The organism is Rhodococcus sp. P-2, assembly GCF_016598535.1.
GTDB lineage: Bacteria > Actinomycetota > Actinomycetes > Mycobacteriales > Mycobacteriaceae > Rhodococcus_F > Rhodococcus_F baikonurensis.
On record NZ_CP066779.1, the window covers coordinates 6,061,391 to 6,081,057 of the forward strand.

The following is a 19,667-nucleotide window of genomic DNA, read 5'->3' on the forward strand; positions in this document are numbered from 1 at the left end:
TTCATTGTCAATCGTCCGGGGCCGTCCCCCCGGAGAAGTCTCGAGTGGCCGCGCAAACGCGAGTCCTCGAGCGATCGTCATCGTAAGCCGAGCCACCGACACGTTTTTCTCACCAGGCGAGCCCATCGCTCTACCTGCCCCTATTCGAAGGTAGCCTGCGTTTCATGACGAATCAGCCCATCGTGATCGACGACTCCTACACCGGTCAGGTCTCCCCCGATTCTGCCCCTCAGCGGCGCACAGTCGACGGTGCCGTCATCACGAAGATGTCGGTCGGCCCCATGGACAACAACACTTACCTCGTCGTCTGTTCCGCGACCGGGAAATCTCTCCTGATCGATGCGGCCAACGAGGCCGAGAAGATCATTGCGCTCATCGAACAGGAAGCACCTGTTTTCGATTCCATCGTCACCACCCATCAACACGGCGATCACTGGTTGGCTTTGCAGGACGTCCACGCTGCCACCAAGGTGCCGACCGCCGCTCACCCTCTCGACGCGGAGGTCCTTCCCGTCACCCCGGACGTACTCCTCGAAGACGGCGACAAGGTGACAGTAGGCAATCTGAGCCTCGACGTCATCCACCTGTCCGGCCACACGCCCGGTTCCATTGCGTTGGCTCTGACCGAACCGAACGGGCAGGTTCACCTCTTCACCGGCGACTCACTCTTCCCCGGCGGCGTAGGCAAGACCGCCGACCCCGAGAAGTTCACTTCCCTGCTCGACGATGTGGAAAACAAGCTGTTCGGAAGGTACGACGACGCGACTGTCGTCTACCCCGGGCACGGCAAGGACACGACGCTGGGTACCGAGCGCCCGCACCTGGCGGAATGGCGCGAGCGCGGTTGGTGACGTTTCACCTGTTCCGTACTGGACCCCGCTAACCGACTTCCTGACTATCGACCTGTTCACCGTCGACGCAAAGTCGCGGAAGCCAGGTCGACAGAGTCCGGCCGAGTCCTTCGACCATCCGTTCCCCGAACACACACAGCGTGCGTTCCCACGGATGGCCGAAGGTCCCTTCCGTGAAGTCGTCACGACTGAATATGTAGTAGTCGCCGTTCGGATAGATCGGGACACGCCACTCCGCCAACTCTTTCGCGGCAGCATGCGCCTCCGCGTCGAAGGTGTAGCCCGGATGCTGCCAATCCAGAACGACGAAGTTGCGATCGTCGTTCCAATCGGTGACGAAACAGCGCAACGCTTCGGCGTTTATCGCATCCACGCGAGCGGCCCACGCCCCTGGAGTCGCAGCTGGCGCCGCACCCAAATCGAAGACCACGGACGGGATGGGCTCGGCGATGGCGGGCCAAGATCGTGCGTCGATGCCGGGCGTGAACCCAAAGCGCGCACGAAAGATCGCCCAGTTTCTCTCGTTCTCCTCATCCGACAGCTGTCCCCAGCCGGCAGGAAGGGTCGAGCCGAAGTTCTGAGTCATCTTGGTGGTCACAACACCATCGTGCTCGAACGGTGCGCATTGTGTGACACCTTCGAACACGCCGTATGCGGATACGCGGTAACGGATACTTCAGAACGGTGTGTCCGGATCGGTGGAGAAGTCATCGACGCAGTACAGCGCGCTTCGGCGACCAGGAATCCGTCAACCGGGTCAGGCGTCGCGGGATCGCCGAACCGGACCAATTCCTTGTGAGATCGCTAGGGTAGAAAACGAACCTACATCGGGAGGCTTGAAACATGCTGGTACGTCGAATTGCTCGTCCACTGCTTTCCACGATCTTCATCGCCGGGGGAATCGATGCTTTGCGCAACCCCGCTCAGCGAGCAGCCAAAGCGTCACCGCTGATCGACAAATCCGTCGAGACGCTGCCAGGAGCAGTGACGCAGAAGGTGCCTGCTGATCCGGAAACACTCGTCAAGATCAACGCCGCCGTCCAGATCGGCGGCGGTGCCCTGCTGGCCACCGGCAAGGCGCCGCGTCTCGCGTCGTTGGTCCTCGCGGGGAGCCTGGTACCGACCACGCTTGCCGGTCACGACTTCTGGAACGAGACCGATCCGTCGCTGCGCGCGATGCAGCGCACCAACTTCATCAAGAACGTCAGCTTGCTCGGCGGACTGATGATCGCCTCCGTCGACACCGAGGGCAAGCCGTCGCTCGGCTGGCGTGGCCGCCGCGCCGCGAAGAAGGCTCAGGCGTCTATCGCCGCGGCACTTCCGTTGGTCGCATCGCAGACCGATCACACGAGCGATCGCGTCGAACACGCTCTGTCGGTGGCGTCCGAACGCGGTTCCGAACTTGCCGAAACCGCGAAGGCGCACGGCACGGATTGGCTCGAACTTGCCAAGGAGCGCAGCTCCGAGTTCGCGGAGATCGCGAGCAAGCGTGCCGCTGAATTCGGAGAGGTCGCCAAAGAACGCGGCCCGGACATCCTCGAAGTCGCGCAGAAGCGCGGCTCCGAACTGGCCGAGACCGCACGTGAGCGCAGCGCCGAACTGGCAGAGCTGGCGAGCAAGCGCAGCTCCGAGTTCGCCGAACTCGCGCTCGAAAAGAGCAACGAGTGGGCCGAAACGGCGTCGGAGCAGACCGAGGTGCTGGGTAAGCGTGCCCGAAAGCGCGCCGAGAAGGCGCTCGAAAAGGCTCGCGCCAAGAAGGACGAATTGACGCACTAAGTGCACCGAAAACACGGTCAGGCCACCTTCGGGTGGCCTGACCTGTATCTATGCGGCAGTTCATCTGGGGGAACTAGACTGTCTTGGCGCTTTTGCAGCGCGTGAATTTCTCATCAAGCCTAGGAGATCCTTTGCCCGACGCGGACCCGTCACTGAACGAGCAAGAGCTCGAGCAGCAGTACGTGACGATGTTGTACTCCCGTCTCGACGATCTTCGAAAGTATGCCCAAACTCGCTTGAGCACGGTCCTCCTCGAGACCGGCGGAACCCCGCAAGCACGCAGTGAACGCGAATCCTTCAATGCCATGTACACCGAGGATCTCGCCAAGTACGACGCAGCCGAGAACGGAATGTGTTTCGGACGCATCGACTTCGACGACGAGCGACGCTACGTCGGCCGACTCGGAATTCTGGACACCGACAACGACTACGAAACGCTACTGCTCGACTGGCGAGCTCCGATGGCACGCCCGTTCTATCTGGCGACGCCCGCGGCGCCTGAGGGCGTCAAGCGACGACGCCATATCCGCAGTCGGAGCCGAACAGTCACCGGAATCAACGACGAATACCTGGACCTCGACGCTGCCCGAGCCGCCGGCGTGGTGACCGAAGCCGGTGGCGTCGCCGGTGAGAGCGCACTCCTGGACGCTCTGAACGCAGCGCGTACGGGTCAGATGAACGACATCGTCGAGACCATTCAGAGTGAGCAGGATGCCATCATCCGCTCCGAGCACAAAAGCGTTCTGGTGGTCCAAGGCGGTCCGGGTACCGGCAAAACCGCAGTCGCCCTTCACCGTGCCGCATTCTTGCTCTACACCTATCGTCAGCAACTGGCCAAGGCCGGTGTTCTCATCATCGGGCCCAACGCGACGTTCCTCGACTACATCAGCCAGGTCCTTCCTTCACTCGGAGAGACCGGAGTTCTGCTCTCGACGATCGGGGACCTGTACCCCGGAGTGCGTGCAACTCGTACGGATTCCCTCGCCGCCGGTGAGATCAAGGGTTCCCTCGCGATCCTCGACGTCCTCAAGAACGCCGTCCGGGATCGGCAGGAAGTTCCGTCGAAGCCGATCACCCTTCGATTCGACACGTACGACTTGAAGCTCGATCGCAAGACTGTCACCAAGGCGCGCGGGCGTGCTCGGTCGTCGCGTCGCCCACACAACCTGGCGCGCCCGATCTTCGTAGCAGCAGTCATCGAGGCGTTGGCACTGCAGATGGCCGAACTCATCGGCGGAAACCTCGTCGACGGCGGGTCACTCCTCAGTCGGGACGACATCGCCGACATTCGCGACGAGATGCGTGAGGACCCGGACATCATGTCCGCCATCGCAAAGCTGTGGCCCGAATTGTCGCCTCAGCAAATCCTCGCCGAACTGTGGACGTCTCCGGCCAGGTTGGCCAAGGCAGCGCCGCAACTCGACGACGCCCAACGCGACGAGCTTCTGCAGAGCGTCGGACCAGGCTTCAGTGCGGCCGACGCTCCCCTGCTCGACGAACTGGCCGAGATTCTCGGCGTCGACGACGCCGCCGAACGCGAACGCGCACAACGTGAATGGCGCGCGCAGATCGCCGACGCCCAGGGCGCTCTCGACATCCTCACCGGCTCTGCACCCCAGGATCTCGAGGACGAGATGGATCCCGAGATCTTGATGGCGTACGACTTGATCGACGCCAGCCAACTCGCCCAGCGCCACGATCAAGGCCAGCGCCAGACCACGGCAGAACGCGCTGCCGGCGACCGGACATGGACCTACGGTCACGTGATCGTCGACGAAGCCCAAGAGCTCTCCGAAATGGCGTGGCGAATGCTGATGCGGCGCATACCTAATCGCTGGATGACGTTGGTCGGCGATACAGCCCAGACCGGAGATCCCGCGGGAACCTCGTCCTGGCAGAAGATCCTCGAGCCTTACGTCGCCAAGCGCTGGAAGCTCACCGAACTGACCGTCAACTACCGAACTCCCTCGGAGATCATGGATGTCGCTCACCGTGTGCTCGAAGAGATCGACCCGGAGCAATCCGTACCCCGGTCGGTACGAGACAGCGGATTTGCACCGTGGGCGCTCAAGACCACTGCCGAAGAATTGGAATCGACCGTGCGCCGTTGCATCGAGTCCGAGTCGCATCCCGGTATTACCGCAGTGATCGCCGGTTCCGAGGTCGTTGCCGACCTGGCGGGCCTTGCGAGTGAGACTGTGAGCGTCCTGTCGGTCAAGGACGTCAAGGGACTCGAGTTCGACACCGTGTTGATCGTCGAACCCGCCGACATTCTCGACGAGTCACCACGCGGAATGAACGACCTCTACGTCGCGTTGACCCGAGCTACCCAGAGGCTCGGCATCATTCACGTCGAGTCGCTCCCCGCGGTTCTCGACGGCATCGAGGCAGCAGAGTTGGCCTTCGATTCGTGAGCCGCACGGAGTAGGTTCGTGCGTGACACCACGAATGGCGGTGTCACCCCAATTTGTGTCGACTACTGAAGGAATGACCCCTCGTGCTTGGCCTGCCCGCAAGTTCCGCCGCACCCATCCGCAAGATCGCTCGCGTGGTGATCGGTGTCGGGATGCTCGCGGCGGTGACAGCCGGCTGTTCGGAGGATGACTCGAGTTCGACGGCTGCTGCCGGCAGCGACGACATCGCTGCTGTTGCTGCAGCACCGACCGAAAAACCGGTAGACGAGGCCGAACGCCTGCGGGCGGCGCTCGCGTCTACCGGGGTGAAGCCCGCCTTTTCCGACGACATGTTGCAGGCGCTCGGTGACGGCGTCTGCCAGCAGCTCGCGGCCGGCACGGATCGAGAGATGATCATCGCGAATTTGCGGACGGTATCGCTGAACGGAGCAAGCGAACCGATGGTCACCACCGGAAACGGCTCGGCCGCATCGACAACACTGCCCAGCGCCGATCAGCTGGCTGAAGTGTTCGTCGATGCGGCCGAGGCCGACTACTGCCGGTAGGTCAGCGAACGGTGTGCACGATCAGAACGTCGGACGTCGCCTTGCGCGCCGCATCGGAAGGCACCGACCCGAGTAGACGCCCGGTCAACGTGTTCAATCCGCGATTTCCGACGACCAGCAAGTCGCCCTTCACCTCGTCGAGCAAAGCGAGAAGCGATTCGACGGGGGCGCCGACGACGGCGCGCTCGACGACATCCTTTGCCCCCTGGGCGTGTGCGCGCTCACGGGCCGTCCGAAGGATCTCGTACGTCGGAGCGGAACCGGTGACCTGATAGGCCTCGTTACCCAATGCGTCAGCAGCAGCGCTCACGTCCTTGGGGTCGGCCGGGTAGTACGCACAAGCGATGACAAGCTGAGCGTCCGAGCCACTGGCAATGGCGGCAGCTCTGTCGACTGCCTTCAGTGACGACTCGGAGCCATCGGTTCCTACGACAACGGTCCGGTAGGCACTCATTCATTCCTCCATGGTTACGGGACGGACGGTACGGCCGGCACCGAGCGCAACGATGTTGCACCCGCTCGACAACCGCTGCGCTGACATTAGCGGGATTGTGCCGCGGATAGTGTTATTTGCAGTACACGCCACAAGCCCACAGTGAATGTGATTCTTCGTCACAGACACATTGGTCCGGTGGTGACCACTCAGCGAAGTTTGCCGAAGCGGGGCCCGAACAGCGCCGCCGGAAAAACTTCCTGCTCGACCAAGGCGGCACGCCACGGCGTCGCCAATTCCAGCAACCGCTTGGCACCCTCCTCACCCAGCGCTTCCCACGGAGCCAGAGCGAGGTCGTCCGTCAGGTCTTCGACGACGTCACGCAAGTCCTGCCCGTCCTCGGTAAGCGCACCGGACGAACGATCCAGCAGTTCGCGGTCCTTCAAACTCTCGACGGCCTCGTCCCACTGTTCCTGCGACCATCCGCGGCGAGTCTGCGCGAACTTACGCTGAAACCCGATTCCCGTCGCGGTGTGCGTGATCAACGCGTCCAGGCCGTTCAATCCCGCGGTCTGAAGGGCCGCAATGTGTCCGTCACCGCGATACTCACGCAGCAGTGTCAGCGCGTGCCAGAAACGCAGATGAGGTTCAGCCGGCCAGTCGAGCGACGCCCAACCCGCGTACAGGGGGCGGCCATCCACTCCAGGAATGTTCTGGGCAGCGATCGACACGAGTTCGGCAGCCTCGGCCATGTCCGCCGATCCTGTCACGTCTGCACCGAACAGGCGGACGTACGCCGCGTCGATTGCCCGATACCGCGCGGCGACAACCTCTGTGGGCCTTGCCAATTCCCAGGCACGCGGGATGACACTGGCAATCAATTCAGGATTGAAGTTGAAAAAGGTAGCCGTGACGACAGTCGCGGGTGGAGCGCCGAGCGGCGCTGATCGCCCCGCGAAGTACACCATCCGGCCGGGCTCCAACCCGACGCCGACAAGTTCCTTTTCCGTCTCCGGGACGAAGTACGCCAAGGAATGGAGAAGTTCCAGCGTCCGCGCGGTCTTGCCTGCAGTCTGTGCATCCATACCTGAAACCGTAGCGGTCGAGAGCACGAACGCACGCGAGGCGACCTACTTGAGACCCGCGGCGTCCATCCCTCGGAGCTCCTTCTTCAAATCCGAGATTTCGTCTCGCAATCGCCCAGCCAACTCGAACTGAAGGTCGCGTGCAGCGTTCATCATCTGATCGGTGAGTTCCTTGACCAGATCTGCCAATTCGGCGCGAGGCATCGATTTGGTGTCGCGCCCCTCGTACACACCGGCACTGACCGCACGACCGGCCTCACCCTGCGCACGCCGACCACGCGTCGCGTTGCGACCCGAACCACCGACGTCCACGGACGCAGCAGTGTCCTCTGCCTCCTCGTACACTTGATCGAGAATGTCCGCGATCTTCTTGCGTAGAGGTTGTGGGTCGACGCCCATCTTCTCGTTGTAGGCGACCTGCTTCTCGCGTCGTCGCTCGGTTTCCTCGATGGCTTGCGCCATGGACGCGGTGATCTTGTCCGCATACATGTGCACTTGACCGGACACATTTCGAGCCGCTCGACCGATCGTCTGAATGAGACTGGTGGAGCTACGCAGGAAGCCTTCCTTGTCGGCATCGAGAATCGCGACCAACGACACCTCGGGAAGGTCGAGTCCCTCACGAAGGAGGTTGATGCCGACCAGCACGTCGTACTCCCCCAGGCGGAGCTGCCGGAGCAACTCGACTCGTCGGAGCGTATCGATATCCGAGTGCAAGTATCGGACGCGAATACCGAGTTCGAGAAGGTAATCGGTCAGATCTTCCGACATCTTCTTGGTCAACGTCGTGACCAGCACACGCTCGTCGCGTTCCGCTCGCTCGCGGATTTCGTGAACGAGATCGTCGATCTGTCCCTTGGTCGGTTTGACGATGACCTCAGGATCGATCAATCCGGTCGGGCGAATCACCTGCTCGACGAACTCACCGCCTGACTGGCCGAGCTCGTACTTACCGGGTGTCGCCGACAAGTAGACGGTCTGACCGATCCGCTGACTGAATTCTTCCCAGGTCAAAGGGCGGTTGTCAGTTGCCGACGGCAACCGGAATCCGAACTCGACCAGGTTGCGCTTGCGCGACATATCGCCCTCGTACATGGCGCCGATCTGCGGAACGGTCACATGTGACTCGTCGATGACCAGAAGGAAATCTTCGGGGAAATAGTCGATCAGAGTTGCGGGGGCGGTTCCAGGGCCACGGCCGTCGATGTGCCGCGAGTAGTTCTCGATGCCGGAGCAGAATCCGACCTGTTTGATCATCTCGAGGTCGTACTGCGTTCGCATGCGCAGACGCTGCGCTTCGAGGAGCTTGCCCTTGCCTTCGAGTTCGGCGAGTCGCTCTTCGAGTTCCGCCTCGATGTCCTTGGCCGCACGCTCCATGCGTTCAGGGCCGGCGACGTAGTGCGTCGCCGGGAAGATTCGGACCGTATCGACCTGGCGAACGATGTCCCCGGTCAATGGATGGAGGTAGTACAGCGCCTCGATCTCGTCGCCGAAGAATTCGATGCGAACTGCCAACTCTTCGTACGACGGAATGATCTCGACCGTGTCGCCGCGCACGCGGAACGAACCTCGTGTGAACGCCATGTCGTTGCGGTTGTACTGGACATCGACGAGCAGGCGCAGGAACGCATCGCGTGGTACCTCGACACCGACGTCGAGCTGAATCGAGCGATCGAGATACGACTGCGGAGTACCGAGGCCGTAAATGCACGAGACCGAGGCCACCACGACCACATCCCGTCGTGACAGAAGGCTGGACGTTGCCGAGTGACGGAGCCGCTCGACATCGTCGTTGATGGACGAATCCTTCTCGATGTAAGTGTCCGTCTGGGCGATGTACGCCTCGGGTTGGTAATAGTCGTAGTACGAGACGAAGTACTCGACCGCATTGTTGGGGAGCATTTCCCGCAACTCGTTCGCGAGCTGAGCCGCCAAGGTCTTGTTCGGGGCCATCACCAGAGCCGGGCGTTGCAGCTTCTCGATCAACCACGCAGTCGTGGCCGACTTACCGGTACCGGTCGCACCAAGGAGGACAACGTCCTTCTCCCCCTCGTTGATCCGTTTTTCCAGTTCGGCGATGGCCGCCGGCTGATCGCCGGCCGGTTCGTACGGGCTGACGACCTCGAAGCGCGCGTCTGAGCGCTCGATGTCACCAACCGGCCGAAACTCGGAATGCGCGACCACGGGATGTTCGGAAGCAAACGCCATGAAACCAGGGTAAGCGCACCCACCGACACAATGCCTGCTCGTCCGCGTTCAGCCGAAAACGCAGTTCGGCGGTAGGTTCATCGATCATGAGCGACGAACGTCCCCACATTCACCGACCGAAGGTCGAAACCTTCGACATCGCAGCTCGCACCAACGTCGATCCCAAGGGTTTCGTTCGCCCGGTCGAGCACTACCGCGAGAAACCGTGGGGGCTGTACATGGCGCGCCACGCCGACCATCCCCAGTTTCACTACCTGGAGTCCTGGATCATCCCCGAACTCGGAATTCGAGCATCGATACTCCACTTCACACCCGAGCACGTCCGTGACTGGGACTTCTACGTCGACATCGGCGAATTCACCCGCGGCGAGCATGTGTGGACCTCAGAGGACCATTACCTCGACCTGGTCGTGCAGACCGGACACAGCATCGAATTACTTGACGTCGACGAACTTCTCGAGGCGAACACCGCCGGGATTCTCGACCTGAAGACCTCGGAACGCGCAATGTTGAATGCCGCGCGGGCAATCGACGGCATCGCCGCCCACGGTCACCACCTCGACGCCTGGCTGGGCGCGTTGGGAATGCCGGTCACGTGGCGCTGAGCGGTCAGAGCGACCAGCCTGATTTCTCGGCCCACTCCCACGCCCGGTGGAAGGCGGCGTCGAACCACGGGGTCTTGACTCCCAGGTAGGCGTCGATCGCCGAGGCGTAGTCGTCGATGCCTGCGGCACTCTCGGCTGCCTTGACCTTGAGTTCGGCGTACTCGGCACGCGCCGACGGATCGGCGCGAAGCCAGTCGCGGAAGAGGATCGCGAACTGCTGACCGGGCCAACCGTCCACCCGAATATGGATGTTCGCGCGACGCCCTGGATCGGCACTGCCGTGAATCCGCTTTGCCCACACCGCCGGATCGGTCTCGCCGCCGAGGTACGACGGTTTCGGGTCGTCGGCGACGATGTGCTCGATCCGGGGGAACCCGGCAGCCGCCAGATCTTCCGCGAGGTCGTCGGCAACACCGAGGTGCTCGACGGTGATCTGAATGTCGATCACGTCCTTGGCATCGAGACCCGGCACTGCGGTCGACCCGATGTGATCGATACGGAGCGCGCGGTCACCGGAAGCCAGCGACAACCGGCCGATGATTCGTTCGGCCTGTGCCGGCCACGACGGGTCGGCTGGAGTCAGCTCCGGCAGTGCGCGTACTACCGTGCCCTCGCGGAGGTTCTTCTCGAAAGGTACAAGTCGATTCGCCCACAGATCGCGGACCACGTCGTCGAGTGAACCCGGCTCTCCGCTGTTGTCGAGCCACACGTCGGCAACAGCACGACGCTGATCGTCGTTTGCCTGCGCTGCGATTCGCGCACGAGCGTCGGACTCCGGCATGCCGCGCGAGCCCACCAAACGTCGAACTCGTTCCTCCTCGTCGACGTAGACGATGACGACCAGATTGAATGCCGGCGCCATCGAACCCTCGACCAACAGCGGAATGTCTTGAACGAGCACTGCATCGGACGGCGCAGACGAGATCTGCTCCATCGTCCGCGTACCGATCAACGGGTGGAGGATGCCGTTGAGAGTGCCGCGCGATGTGTCGTCGGCAAACGCCAACGAGGCCAGCGCAGGTCTGTTGAGGCTGCCGTCCTCGGACAGAATCCCGTCGCCGAATGCATCGACCAGAGCGGCAAGGCCAGGAGTGCCGGGCTCGACCACTTCTCGGGCGATCAGGTCGGCATCGACGATGACGGCTCCCAGTTCGCTGAGGATTTTCGACACTGTCGACTTACCGGCTCCGATGCCTCCAGTGAGGCCTACTCTCAACACACTCGACAGTCTCTCATCTCCGCGCCCGAGAGATCGAGACACGCCTACCGATCGAACACGCCGGGGCATTCGAGGCTCAAATACCACAATTTCGGTGACTGTGCGGTTATGTTCTAGCGAACGCACCTGTACCTGCACCTTCTCGAGAAAGTGGACGCCATGCGAGCAGATCGCGACCATCACGGTCAGCACCGCCTCGGAATGCCGAACGGCGTGCACTGCATAGAGTTTCCCGAAGTTGCTTTTGCCCTGGCAGAGCACCGTCGTACGTGGTTCACGATGCTCGTGAGCCAAGGCCGACACAGCTTCGCGTCGATGCGTAAGCGCACAGCCGAAGCGACCGCCACCTACTGGGTGCCTGCTCCCGCAAACTGAGTTCTCTTCACGAAGTACAAAATGACCGGCAACCCTTCGGTGCCGGTCATTTTTGTGTTCACTCACTGAATTCTTTGTGTGCAAGTGACACTTGACAGAGAAAAGAACCCCGCCCCTGCACGTGCAGGGGCGGGGTTCTTCACAGATCTCGCTTGATCAGATCAAGCGGTAATCCTTATGCGTTGCCCGACAGCTTCTCGCGAAGTGCGGCGAGCTGTGCATCGCTGGCGAGCGATCCGCCAGCGGACTCTGCCGGAGCGGAGCCGGCAGCAGCCGGAGCCTCAGCATCATCTGCAGCAGCCGTCTCCGAGGAGTAGCCGGCAGCAGCGGTGGCAGCCTCAGCGGCCTCGTCTGCAGCGGTCTTCTCCATCTGAGTGGTGTGCATCTTGTGGCGACGCTCAGCCTCGGCGTAGCGGTTCTCCCACTCTTCACGCTGCTTGTCGAAGCCCTCGAGCCATTCGTTGGTCTCGGGATCGAAGCCCTCGGGGAAGATGTAGTTGCCCTGCTCGTCGTACGAGTCGGCCATGCCGTACTTGGACGGATCGAACTCGGCGTTGTAATCCTCGTTGGCCTGCTTCAGCGACAGCGAGATACGACGACGCTCGAGGTCGATGTCGATGACCTTGACGAGGGCATCGTCGCCGACGCCGACAACCTGGTCCGGAACCTCGACGTGGCGCTCAGCGAGCTCCGAGATGTGAACGAGGCCTTCGATTCCCTCTTCGACGCGCACGAATGCACCGAACGGAACCAGCTTCGTGACCTTGCCGGGCACGATCTGGCCGATGGCGTGCGTGCGGGCGAACTGACGCCACGGGTCTTCCTGCGTTGCCTTGAGCGACAGGGAGACGCGCTCGCGGTCCAGGTCGACGTCGAGAACCTCGACGGTGACCTCGGTGCCGACCTCGACAACCTCGGACGGGTGATCGATGTGCTTCCAAGACAGCTCGGAAACGTGAACCAGACCGTCTACGCCGCCCAGGTCCACGAATGCACCGAAGTTGACGATGGAGGACACGACGCCCTTGCGGACCTGGCCCTTCTGGAGCTGGTGCAGGAATTCGCTGCGAACCTCGGACTGAGTCTGCTCGAGCCATGCACGGCGCGACAGGACCACGTTGTTGCGGTTCTTGTCGAGCTCGATGATCTTGGCCTCGATCTCCTTGCCGACGTACGGCTGGAGGTCGCGGACGCGACGCATTTCGACGAGCGAAGCGGGGAGGAAGCCACGAAGACCGATGTCAAGGATGAGGCCGCCCTTGACGACCTCGATGACGGTGCCCTTGACGGCCTCGTCCTTCTCCTTGAGCTCCTCGATGGTGCCCCAGGCACGCTCGTACTGAGCGCGCTTCTTCGACAGGATCAGTCGACCTTCTTTGTCCTCCTTGGTGAGGACGAGAGCCTCGACCGCATCTCCCACGGAGACGACCTCGTTGGGGTCGACGTCGTGCTTGATGGAGAGCTCACGAGAAGGGATGACGCCTTCGGTCTTGTAACCGATGTCGAGCAGAACCTCGTCGCGGTCGACCTTGACGATGGTTCCTTCGACGATGTCACCATCGTTGAAGTACTTGATCGTGGCATCGATGGCGGCGAGGAAGTCCTCGGCGGAGCCAATGTCGTTAATGGCAACCTGCGGCGAGGTGACGGTTGTGGAGGGCATATGTTGAATTGCTCCGGACGAGTTGTGGTCGGTTGATGGATTTTGTCGGACGAGATGCGCAACTGTGGCGTACAAATGTTGGAAGTACTTTGTGAAGTACTTGATCGAAGTACCCAGCTGCATCAATTACGAACAACCGAATACCGGATCACATTCCACACCGCGGAAGCGCACCGCGAGCTCTCTCGGTCCGACTGATTCCGAGACCTTGGTAAAGATCTCGTATAGACAATCGGTCGGATGACAGACACTCGCGTGAGTAAGACTACGCGTCGGCTATCTTGCCGGGCAAACCCGGGTACCCTGCGCCCGCGTCACCCGTTCTACTGTGTTGTTCATGTCTGACGAGCGCCATGCCGCCGCCAATTCCATTCTCGGTACCAGCGGCGTCGGCCGGGTCCGTGTCGATTCGAGTGCCAGCGACCGCGCCAGCCGTGCGTGGTGGGACGCCGACGCCGACGATTACCACCGAACCCACGGCGAGTTTCTGGGCGTGAACAGCGCCGAAGGTGAATTCGTCTGGTGCCCCGAAGGGCTGCACGAGGGCGATCACCACCTGCTCGGCGACATAGTCGACAAAGACATATTGGAAGTGGGTTGCGGCTCGGCGCCGTGCGCCCGATGGCTCGCCGGACACGGTGCTCGGGCTGTCGGTCTCGACATCTCGATGGGGATGCTCGCCCGCGGGCAGGACGCGATGAATGCCGGCGGACCGGCAGTCCCGTTGATTCAGGCGAGTGCAGAACTCCTGCCGTTCGCCGACGAGAGTTTCGACATCGCCTGCTCGGCGTTCGGTGCTGTGCCGTTCGTGGCCGATTCGCAGCAGGTGATGAACGAAGTCGCCCGGGTTCTGCGGCCCGGCGGATCGTGGGTCTTTGCCGTCAACCATCCGATCCGATGGATCTTCCCCGACGATCCCGGGCCAAAGGGCTTGACCGCGACCCTCCCCTACTTCGACCGCACCCCGTACGTCGAGGTCGACGACAACGGAGTCCCCACCTACGTCGAGCATCACCGCACCATCGGCGACCGGGTTCGCGAGATCGTCGCGGCCGGACTCCAGGTCCGCGACATCATCGAGCCCGAATGGCCGGAGTGGTTGGACCGCGAATGGGGACAGTGGAGTCCCCTGCGCGGCCAACTCTTTCCGGGCACTGCAATTTTCAGCGCCGTCAAACCCTGACGGCTACAGCAGCTTCGACAGGAACGCCTTGGTCCGATCGTGCTGCGGATTGGCCAGGAGTTCCCGCGGCTCGCCTGCCTCGACCACAACTCCCCCGTCCATGAACACCAACTGGTCTGCGACCTCGCGGGCGAAACCCATCTCGTGGGTGACGACCACCATCGTCATGCCTTCTTTGGCCAACTGCTTCATCACGGTGAGAACTTCACCGACGAGTTCGGGGTCGAGCGCGGACGTCGGCTCGTCGAACAGCATGAGCTTCGGGTCCATCGCGAGAGCGCGAGCGATGGCAACTCTTTGCTGCTGACCGCCCGACAACTGGGCCGGGTAGGCGTTGGCTTTGGCGCTCAACCCGACCTGATCGAGGAGATCCTTCGCGCGTTCGACGGCCTTCTTCTTACTGACGCGCTTGACCTGCGTCGGCGCTTCGATGATGTTCTCGAGAGCGGTGCGGTGCGGAAACAGATTGAAGTGCTGAAACACCATCCCGATGTCGCGGCGTTGTTTGGCCGCTGCTCGTGGGTGCAGTTCGTACAGTTTGCCGTTCTTCTCCGAGTAGCCCACCAGGTCGCCGTCGACGTACAGTCGGCCGGCGTTGACCTGCTCGAGGTGATTGATGCAGCGCAAGAACGTCGACTTGCCCGAACCGGACGGCCCGACGAGGCACAGGACCTGGCCGGGGTCGATCTCGAGCGAGATCCCTTTCAGGACCTCCACTGCGCCGAAGTTCTTACAAACTCGGTCTGCTTTCACCATCGGTGTCATTTGCGTTCTCCTCCGGGGGTATCCGGAAGCGTTTCCACTACCGTAGCTTTGCCTTGAGCGTCGGCGAGTGCCTGAAGTTGGCGCGTGGTCAGCACACGTGAAGCGCCCTTCGAGTAATGCCGCTCGACGTAGTACTGCCCGATCATGAGCACGCTGGTGATTGCGAGATACCACGTAGCTGCGACCATCAACAACGGAATCGGCTCGAAGTTCGCGCCCGATATGTCACGCGCGCGGCCGTACAGCTCGTAGCTGTAAGGGACCGCCGTCACCAGCGATGTCGTCTTGAGCATGCTGATCACTTCGTTGCCGGTCGGCGGGATAATCACGCGCATTGCCTGCGGCAGCACCGTTCGACGCATCGTCTGACTCCACGTCATACCCAATGCAACAGATGCTTCGGTCTGGCCCTCGTTGACCGAACTCACGCCGGCACGGACGATCTCGGCCATGTAGGCGGCCTCGTTCAATGCCAAACCGATCACCGCAAACAGAAACGCTGCCTGCAAGTCCTGGAGATTGATGTGCGCGAACTGATGCACGAAGGGGATGCCGAGATCGATGCTCTTGTAGATCGACGGAAACAAGCCCCAGAAGACCAACTGGACGTACACCGGGGTGCCGCGAAAGATCCACAGATAACCCCAGGCAGCGGCGCGAAGCACCGGATTGGGAGAGAGTCGCATCACTGCCAGAATCACGCCGAGGACGATTGCGATCACCATTGCCAGCACCGTGAGCTGGATCGTTGTCCACGCACCTGCGGAAATACGTTTGTCGAACAAGTACTGACCGTAAGTCCCCCACGCAAATGCTTCGTTGGTCGCCGCGCCGTAAACGAAGAGTCCGAAGAGGACCACGACGACCACCGCGGCGATCCAACGACCAGGCCTACGTAGTGGGATCGCCTTGATCGGCACCGGATCGCCGGTCTCAGTTGTTGTCATGTTCATCAGCTCTCCGCGCCGTTGATCTTGGATACTTCGATGACGCCGGCCTCGACACTCCAGGTCTGCGCGATCTGTTGATAGACGCCGTTGTCGATCAGATACTGCATTGCCTGCTGCAGGGCGGGTCCAAGGGCGGAACCCTTCACGATCGGCCAGCCGTAAGGCGCCGAATCAAAGGGTTCTCCCGCAGCTTCCATCCGGCCCTTGCTCCGTTTGATCGCATAGCCGGTCACTGGCGAATCAGCGGACAGCGCGTCGACTCGACCGAGAATGAGCGCGTTGGCCGCGTCGTCCTGGCTGTCGTACTTGATCTTGTCGATCGGGGGCTTGCCCTCGGCCACGCATGCCTCGCTCTTGGCAGGCACCTCGTCGATGTCCTCGGTGGTCGTGGTCTGCACCGCCACTCGCAGCCCGCATGCGTTGTTCGGATCGACTGGCTTGTCCGGCCGTTGCGCCCACTGGATACCCGCGCTGTAGTACGTGACGAAGTCGACCGTCTTCTCGCGCTCCTTGGAGTCGGTGAACGAGGACATGCCGAGGTCGTAACTTCCAGACTGGATAGCGGGGATGATCTTGTCGAAGTCGGCTTGGTTGAAGACAGCTTCGACCCCGAGCACGGCGGCAACGGCATTCATCAGGTCGACGTCGAAACCGACGATCTTGCCATTCTCGTCTTTGAATTCGTTTGGGGCGTACGGAATGTTGACGCCGACCTGCAGCTTGCCCGAATCCGTGACCTTGGGCGGCAGAAGTGCGGCGATCTCGGGCACCTTCTGGATATCGAGCGGCGGTCCTTCGGGAACGAGACCCTCGTTGTTGGTGACACATCCGCCGCACAGTGCGACGATCAAGCCCACCAACAGGACTCGCACCACGTTGGCGCGCAAACGCCCGCCGCTGCTCGAGCCATAACTCACGCCACGAGGCCTTGGTGCCCGTGCGTTTTCATCGACCACGACTCTGCTCTCCACTCGTCGATCGCCGCACTTGCAACGTCCATCCGAAATTCAGTCGAACGGTAGGTTACGGCAGGAGTTCCACCGTCGCCGACTTCGCAAGATTCCGGCCTGTCGTACAAGAATCAGCGACGCAGAGTGTGTGCGTACACGACTTCGGAAAATTCGCTGGTCGATGCCAAACCGCCGAGGTCGGCGGTCGCGATGCCCGACGCGATGGTCGTGCGAACGGCATCTGAAATCCGGCGTGCTGCCGCAGACAACAACCGATCTCCCCGTGCATCACCGAGCCAGTCGAGCATCATCGCGCTGGAGAGGAACAGTGCCGTCGGGTTCGCCCGGTTCTTCCCGGCGATGTCGGGTGCTGCACCATGCGCAGCCTGAGCCATGACCTGTGTCTCGGAAGCGTTGATCGACGGCGCGGTTCCGAGTGAACCGGACAGCTCGCCCGCCAGATCGGACAGAATGTCGCCGAACATGTTTTCGGTCACCACGACATCGAAGTCGCCGCCGCGCCGAACCAGGTGCGCCGCCATCGCGTCGACGTGCTCGTCGTCGACGACCACGTGTGGGAACTCTGCGGCGACGGTTCTGCAGGCGTCGCGGAAGAGGCCGGTGGTCAGCGTGAGGACGTTCGCCTTGTGGACGATCGTGACGTGACTGCGCCGACGCGACGCCAACGCGAAGGCAGTGCGTGCGATCCGTTCACACGCACTGCGGGTGAACACACCGACGGCCAGCGCGATGTCGGGCGTCGGCATGAATTCGCCGCTGCCGACCGCCATGTTCCGATCCGCGTACAACCCCTCGGTGTTCTCGCGGACGATCACCAGATCCATGTCGGGGACCATCGCCTTGACGCCGGGGAACGCTGCTGCCGGTCGGATGTTCGCGAACAACTCGAACTTCTTCCGGATGACGCCACCGGGGGTGAGTTGTCCGCGAAACCTCTCGGGATACGACGCGCTGTCATGGGGTCCGAGGATCCAGCCCTGCAGCTGCCCCAACGCATCGATGGTCTCGTCGGGAATCGGCGTGCCATGAGTGTCGATGGCTGCATTCCCGAGCGGAAGCTCGACCCACTCGACGGGAGGAGCATGAACCGATGACAGCGCCGCATCCACGATCTGCCGTGTCGCCGGGACGATTTCGTGGCCGATTCCGTCGCCGTGCATGAGTCCCAGCCGCATGGCCGGAGTACCGATTGCGCTCGCACCTGTCATCAGGCAATCATTGCTCACCATGGTCCAGTCGGTGGAATTGCTCCTCGATCCGGCGAGCGAGTCGGCAGTCCGAGCACAATGGCAGCTTCTCGCCGACGCCGGACTACCAAGTCAGGCGTCCCATCACGGCCCGTCCAACCGCCCGCACATAACGCTGTTCGTCGCCCGCGAGATCCCCGCGGAGATCGACGAACAGTTGAAACGGCGCTTCTCGGCCCCGGACTTCGAAGTCCGACTCGGCGGCTACGTCGTGTTCGGCGGCAAGCAGATGGTCTTGGCGCGCTCGGTCATTCCTTCGCGCGCGCTCCTTCACCTGCACCGGGAAATAGCCGAAGCCACAGCTGGCTCGACGGCACTTCCCGCCCACGTCGAGCCCGGCGGGTGGACGCCGCATGTGACGCTCGCCCGACGCGTCGAACCTGCACGTCTGGGTGAAGCCATCGGCTTGGTCGGTACCGACGTGATTCTCGGGCACAGCGGCGCGATCAGGCGCTGGGACGGTGAACGGAAGACGGAATGGTTACTGACGCCGCCGCTGTGACAGAGCGGGTTGCACGTCGGGTCACCAGGATTCCCGCGATCACCGCCAGCGCACCAACCGGCTGATTCCAGCCAACGCCTTCGTCCAACACGATTGCGCCGAGCGCGACGCCCACCACTGGACTGAGGTAAGTGACGGTGGACGCCGCTGTCGGCCCCCACCCGCGAACGACGTTGGTGTTCCAGATGAATGCGAGTCCGGTCCCCAGTGCGCCCAGTGCGATCATCGACAAGACAACTGCCGGCGTGAGGTGCATCGGCGTGCTTGCGACGATCGGAGAGGCCAGAACCATCACGAAAGCGCCGATACTGATCTGCATAAGCGCGACCGCACGAGTGTCGACACCGAGCGGAAGCACGAAACGTCTGAGGTAGACAAACGAAATGCCGTACGACGCAGTCGCTCCCAGGCAAGCGACCTGAGCACTCACACTTCCGGCGACGCCGAGATTCCACGGCGCCAACACGATCAGCACTCCACCGAATCCGAGAAGCAACCCCAGCGACTTGTATCGCGTCAGCGTTTCCCCCGGCAGAAAGGCAAGGGAGACAGCCATTGTCATCAGCGGCGTGGTGGCGTTGTAGATGCTCGCGAGCCCCGAGGACATGTTCTGCTCCGCCCAACTGAACAGCAGCCATGGCACGATGCATTGCGTCGCTGCGAGAAGCGCCATGTGCTTCCAGACGCGAAATTCCCGCGGTAGGCCGATCCGGCTGACCGCTGACACGAGAATCAGCGCGAGCGCACCGAAGACCAAGCGCCACAGAACCACCTGCGTGAAGGACAGACCTTCGAGCCCGATCTTCATGAAGAGGAAACTGGCTCCCCACACCAGCGCAGCTGCGGTGTATTGAATGGCCAGACTTGCCCTCAAA

19 protein-coding genes are annotated in these 19,667 nt (G+C 62.1%); 8 read left to right on the forward strand and 11 right to left on the reverse strand.

Annotated elements, in window-relative coordinates; all coding sequences use genetic code 11:
• Positions 1-164: 164 nt before the first annotated feature.
• Positions 165-851 carry an MBL fold metallo-hydrolase gene (locus I7X09_RS28225; protein ID WP_020969731.1) on the forward strand — a complete coding sequence of 229 codons (687 nt, stop codon included), beginning with the start codon at positions 165-167 and terminating at the stop codon, positions 849-851.
• A gap of 28 nt (positions 852-879) precedes the next feature.
• On the opposite strand, the gene I7X09_RS28230 is transcribed toward I7X09_RS28225, so the two are convergent.
• The gene (locus I7X09_RS28230) at positions 880-1,449 is read right to left on the reverse strand and encodes a DUF2716 domain-containing protein (protein ID WP_234036743.1); all 570 of its coding nucleotides are present in this window, start codon (positions 1,447-1,449) and stop codon (positions 880-882) included.
• A gap of 245 nt (positions 1,450-1,694) precedes the next feature.
• Between I7X09_RS28230 and I7X09_RS28235 the strand changes: the two genes are divergently transcribed.
• From I7X09_RS28235 to I7X09_RS28245, 3 genes are all read left to right on the forward strand, one after another.
• Positions 1,695-2,627: a DoxX family protein gene (locus tag I7X09_RS28235; RefSeq protein ID WP_003944048.1), complete on the forward strand. Its 933-nt coding sequence runs from the start codon at positions 1,695-1,697 to the stop codon at positions 2,625-2,627.
• Positions 2,628-2,758: 131 nt separating this feature from the next.
• Positions 2,759-5,041, forward strand: a complete 2,283-nt coding sequence (locus tag I7X09_RS28240; protein WP_200314784.1) for a HelD family protein — start codon at positions 2,759-2,761, stop codon at positions 5,039-5,041.
• Positions 5,042-5,124: 83 nt separating this feature from the next.
• Positions 5,125-5,586 (forward strand): DUF732 domain-containing protein, encoded by a 462-nt coding sequence (locus tag I7X09_RS28245; protein ID WP_095973335.1) that lies wholly within the window; start codon positions 5,125-5,127, stop codon positions 5,584-5,586.
• Between the two features lies 1 nt (position 5,587).
• Here the strand turns inward: I7X09_RS28245 and I7X09_RS28250 are convergent, their stop codons facing one another.
• The 3 genes from I7X09_RS28250 to uvrB all read right to left on the reverse strand — a co-directional run bounded on the left by I7X09_RS28250 (position 5,588) and on the right by uvrB (position 9,312).
• Positions 5,588-6,040 carry a universal stress protein gene (locus I7X09_RS28250; RefSeq protein WP_003944055.1) on the reverse strand — a complete coding sequence of 151 codons (453 nt, stop codon included), beginning with the start codon at positions 6,038-6,040 and terminating at the stop codon, positions 5,588-5,590.
• 188 nt (positions 6,041-6,228) lie between these two features.
• Positions 6,229-7,104: an SCO6745 family protein gene (locus tag I7X09_RS28255; protein ID WP_095973336.1), complete on the reverse strand. Its 876-nt coding sequence runs from the start codon at positions 7,102-7,104 to the stop codon at positions 6,229-6,231.
• Positions 7,105-7,149: 45 nt separating this feature from the next.
• Positions 7,150-9,312 (reverse strand): excinuclease ABC subunit UvrB, encoded by a 2,163-nt coding sequence (uvrB, locus tag I7X09_RS28260; RefSeq protein WP_124569807.1) that lies wholly within the window; start codon positions 9,310-9,312, stop codon positions 7,150-7,152.
• A gap of 86 nt (positions 9,313-9,398) precedes the next feature.
• On the opposite strand from uvrB, the gene I7X09_RS28265 reads away from it, so the two are divergent.
• A complete protein-coding gene (locus I7X09_RS28265; RefSeq protein ID WP_200314786.1) occupies positions 9,399-9,917 on the forward strand; it encodes a DUF402 domain-containing protein in 519 nt (172 codons plus the stop codon).
• A gap of 4 nt (positions 9,918-9,921) precedes the next feature.
• On the opposite strand, the gene coaE is transcribed toward I7X09_RS28265, so the two are convergent.
• On the reverse strand, positions 9,922-11,136 hold the full coding sequence (gene coaE, locus I7X09_RS28270) for a dephospho-CoA kinase (RefSeq protein WP_124569809.1): 1,215 nt from the start codon (positions 11,134-11,136) through the stop codon (positions 9,922-9,924).
• 159 nt (positions 11,137-11,295) lie between these two features.
• Between coaE and I7X09_RS28275 the strand changes: the two genes are divergently transcribed.
• A complete protein-coding gene (locus I7X09_RS28275) occupies positions 11,296-11,511 on the forward strand; it encodes a hypothetical protein (RefSeq protein ID WP_003944056.1) in 216 nt (71 codons plus the stop codon).
• 175 nt (positions 11,512-11,686) lie between these two features.
• Here the strand turns inward: I7X09_RS28275 and rpsA are convergent, their stop codons facing one another.
• On the reverse strand, positions 11,687-13,174 hold the full coding sequence (gene rpsA, locus I7X09_RS28280) for a 30S ribosomal protein S1 (protein WP_019748632.1): 1,488 nt from the start codon (positions 13,172-13,174) through the stop codon (positions 11,687-11,689).
• A gap of 337 nt (positions 13,175-13,511) precedes the next feature.
• Between rpsA and I7X09_RS28285 the strand changes: the two genes are divergently transcribed.
• Complete coding sequence (locus I7X09_RS28285) at positions 13,512-14,357, forward strand: class I SAM-dependent methyltransferase (protein WP_166812388.1); 846 nt, start codon at positions 13,512-13,514, stop codon at positions 14,355-14,357.
• A gap of 3 nt (positions 14,358-14,360) precedes the next feature.
• Here I7X09_RS28285 and I7X09_RS28290 read toward each other — a convergent pair whose 3' ends face one another.
• The 4 genes from I7X09_RS28290 to I7X09_RS28305 all read right to left on the reverse strand — a co-directional run bounded on the left by I7X09_RS28290 (position 14,361) and on the right by I7X09_RS28305 (position 18,251).
• Positions 14,361-15,122 carry an amino acid ABC transporter ATP-binding protein gene (locus I7X09_RS28290; RefSeq protein WP_325100595.1) on the reverse strand — a complete coding sequence of 254 codons (762 nt, stop codon included), beginning with the start codon at positions 15,120-15,122 and terminating at the stop codon, positions 14,361-14,363.
• The gene (locus tag I7X09_RS28295; protein WP_166812387.1) at positions 15,119-16,075 is read right to left on the reverse strand and encodes an amino acid ABC transporter permease; all 957 of its coding nucleotides are present in this window, start codon (positions 16,073-16,075) and stop codon (positions 15,119-15,121) included. Before I7X09_RS28295 ends, I7X09_RS28290 begins: the two co-directional genes overlap by 4 nt.
• The gene (locus I7X09_RS28300; protein WP_166812442.1) at positions 16,075-16,947 is read right to left on the reverse strand and encodes an ABC transporter substrate-binding protein; all 873 of its coding nucleotides are present in this window, start codon (positions 16,945-16,947) and stop codon (positions 16,075-16,077) included. The genes I7X09_RS28295 and I7X09_RS28300 overlap by 1 nt, the downstream gene beginning before the upstream one ends.
• A 206-nt stretch (positions 16,948-17,153) precedes the next feature.
• Entirely contained in the window at positions 17,154-18,251 is a 1,098-nt protein-coding gene (locus I7X09_RS28305; protein WP_200314788.1) for an isocitrate/isopropylmalate dehydrogenase family protein, read from the reverse strand.
• On the opposite strand from I7X09_RS28305, the gene I7X09_RS28310 reads away from it, so the two are divergent.
• On the forward strand, positions 18,217-18,792 hold the full coding sequence (locus I7X09_RS28310; protein WP_172436779.1) for a 2'-5' RNA ligase family protein: 576 nt from the start codon (positions 18,217-18,219) through the stop codon (positions 18,790-18,792). The two genes, I7X09_RS28305 and I7X09_RS28310, sit on opposite strands and share 35 nt — an antisense overlap.
• On the opposite strand, the gene I7X09_RS28315 is transcribed toward I7X09_RS28310, so the two are convergent.
• Positions 18,737-19,666 carry a DMT family transporter gene (locus tag I7X09_RS28315; RefSeq protein WP_200314790.1) on the reverse strand — a complete coding sequence of 310 codons (930 nt, stop codon included), beginning with the start codon at positions 19,664-19,666 and terminating at the stop codon, positions 18,737-18,739. The genes I7X09_RS28310 and I7X09_RS28315 overlap by 56 nt on opposite strands.
• Position 19,667 lies beyond the last annotated feature (1 nt).